The sequence below is a fragment of the Streptomyces pseudogriseolus genome (assembly GCA_002154585.1).
GTDB lineage: Bacteria > Actinomycetota > Actinomycetes > Streptomycetales > Streptomycetaceae > Streptomyces > Streptomyces pseudogriseolus.
Window position 1 is genome coordinate 1 of record MUNG01000478.1, and the last position, 3,084, is coordinate 3,084.

Annotated in this window: 1 protein-coding gene; it reads left to right on the forward strand. The window is 70.4% G+C overall.

Annotation, left to right across the window (positions count from 1 at the left end; translation table 11 throughout):
* Positions 1-3,084, forward strand: a 3,084-nt coding sequence (locus CCN29_RS31370) for a non-ribosomal peptide synthetase (protein ID WP_143661429.1), incomplete at both ends; no start/stop codon positions are given.

Sequence of the window (3,084 nt, forward strand, 5' to 3'; positions counted from 1 at the left end):
CTCCTCCCCAACGGCAAGATCGACCGCTCCGCTCGCCCCGACCCCGACCCCGGCACAAACCGCACCGCCTCCCGCCCCCCGTCCGGGCCGGCCGAGGAACTGATCGCCCGCGTCTGGGGCGAACTCCTCGACGTCACTGAAGTCGGCGCGGAAGACGACTTCTTCGCCCTCGGCGGTCACTCCCTCCTGGCCACCCGGCTCACTCACCGGCTCGGCGAGGCCCTCGGCACGCACATCCCGCTCCACCTCGTCTTCGAACACCCCATCCTCACCGACCTCGCCGCCCACCTCCCCGTCGGTATCGAGCAAGGGCGTACGTCACCCATCACCCTGCTCGACCGTGTCCCGGAACAGGACGGCACGCTCGTACTGGCGGCATCGCCGGGTCAGGAACGCCTGTGGGTCCAGTGCGCGCTGGACCCGGAGGCCAACCTCGCCTACCACATCAGGGGCGCCGTCCACCTTCACGGGCCGCTCAACGAGGACGCCCTCGTCACCGCCCTGCATCACCTCGCGTACCGACATGAAAGCCTGCGCACCTCACTGCGCCAGATCGACGGCGAACTCCGCCAGGTGGTGGCACCCCATCCCGAAGTGCCGCTGCTACGGACCGACACCGCCGACTGGGCAGCGGTGATCGATGCCGAGACCCGGCGGGCCTTCGACCTCTCCGCCGGCCCTCTCTGGCACGTCACGCTCGTGAGCGCCGGGCCCGAACACCACGTCGTCGTCATGAGCCTGCATCACGCCATCGCCGACGGCTGGTCCCTGGACGTCATGCTCCGCGAGATCGCCCGCACTTACGTCGAACTCCTGCGCGCCCCCGGCACCAAAGCCCTGTCGCCCGCACCCGTCCAGTACGCCGAAGCAGCAGCCTGGCAGCGCGAAACGGCGTCGAGCGACGCGGAGTTCTGGCGGTCGCACCTGGAAGGCACTCCTTCGGCCGGCCTGCCGACCGACCGGCCCCGTCCCCCTCGGCAGACCTTCCGAGGCGACGCGGTCCCGCTGAACCTTCCGCAGGAAGCGCTGGCCGGCGCGGCTCGGAATGCGTCGACCACCTCGTTCACCGTCCTCGCGACGGCCCTGGCCGTCGTCCTCGTCAAGCTCACGGACCGGTACGACGTGACCCTCGGCATTCCGGTCGCCGGCCGCGACCACCCGGACACGGCGGAGGTCGTCGGCTATCTCGTCGACACGCTGCCGCTCCGTCTGTGCCCGGATCCGCACGCCACACTCGCCGAGACCCTGGACGCGACCCGGGCACGGGTGGACGACGTCCGCGCACATCCGCGCATGCCACTGGAGGAACTGCTCCGCGAAGCACGCACCCAAGGCGACCGCGGCCCGCTGTTCCAGGTGCTGCTGGCGGTCAACGGGACGCCGCCTCGTTACGAACTGGCCGGCCTGGAGATGAGCCCGGCTCCCGTTCCGTTCCGCACCACCCCCTACGACCTGGTCGTCCAGGCGGAGGAACGCGACGGCCGAGTCACCGGGCACCTGCTCTTCAACACCGACTTGTTCGAGCGCTCCACCGCAGAGCTCATCGCGGACCGGCTCGTCACGGCGGTCCAGGCTCTGGCCGACGGCCCCACCCTGACTGTCGCCGAGGTGGATGTGCGGTCGGTGGGGGAGAGGGAGCGGGTGGCTGCGCTGTCGGCGGGTGCGCCACTGGCAAGCGGGGTGGCCCGTCGGGTGGAGGAGCTCGTTGAGGGGGTGGTTGACCGTCTTGGCGGTGCGGGTGTGGCGGTGCGGTGCGCGGGTGAGGCGCTGTCGTTCGGGGAGCTTGAGGAGCGGGCGAACAGGCTGGCGTGGGGCTTGCGGGGCGCGGGCGTGGGGCCCGGTGACGTGGTGGGCGTGCTGCTGCCGCGGTCGGTGGACCTGGTGGTCGCGTTGCTGGGCGTACTGAAGTCCGGCGCCGGTTACGTGCCCATGGACCCGGGATATCCGGATGAGCGTGTCGACTTCATGGTCGAGGACTCGGGAGTCTCCCTGGTTCTGAGGTCGGCCAAGGACTTTCCGGACGGGGGCCGCACGGACCGGGTTCCAACGTCCGGGAGCGGCTCGGATGTGGCGTACGTGATCTACACCTCGGGATCCACGGGTCGCCCGAAGGGAGTGATGATCGAGCACTCCCAGGTCGTGGCGATGCTGTCCTGGGCGGGCCGGGTGTTCTCGCACGAAGAGTTGGCGCACACGCTGGCTGCGACATCGGTGTCCTTCGACCTGTCGGTCTTCGAGATCTTCGCCCCGCTGTCGGTCGGCGGGACGGTCCACCTGGTGCCCGACAACGCGCTGGACCTGATCGCACATCCAGGCCGGTACGAGGACGTGACGTTGATCAACACGGTGCCGTCGGTCGCCCGGGAACTGCTCGCAGCCGGTGCGATACCTCCCCGCGCCCGGACGATGAACCTCGCCGGCGAGCCGCTGGCGCCGCACCTGGTCGAGGAGTTGTACGCGCACCCGGTGATCGGTGTGGTCAACAACCTGTACGGCCCGAGCGAAGACACCACCTACTCCACGCATGCGGTCACTGCCCCCGGTGACGCCCGCACACCCATCGGCCGCCCCGTCGACGGCACACAGGCTTACGTCCTCGACGGCGATCTGCGGCCGGTAGTCGTGGGCGCGGTGGGTGAGCTGTACCTGTCGGGAGCCGGTGTCACCCGCGGCTACCACGCCCGGCCCGCCCTCACCGCGGAGCGGTACCTCCCCGACCCCTTCTCCGCGAACGGCGGCAGGATGTACCGCACGGGGGACCTGGTGCGCTGGCGCCCTGACGGCCAGCTTGATTACCTGGGCCGCGCCGACGGACAGGTGAAGATCCGCGGTCACCGCGTCGAACTCGGCGAGGTCGAGGAAGTCCTGCGCCGCCACCCGCACGTGTCCGAGGCCGTCGTCATCGCCCGACCGGACACGACCGGCTCACTCCGCCTGGCCGCCTACATCGTCCCGCACGAGGCCGATGCCGGTGACGTGCCCTCCGACCTGCCCTCCCACGCACGCACCTGGCTCCCGGACTTCATGGTCCCCTCGGCCCTGGTCGCCGTCGAGGAGTTCCCCCTCCTCCCCAACGGCAAGATC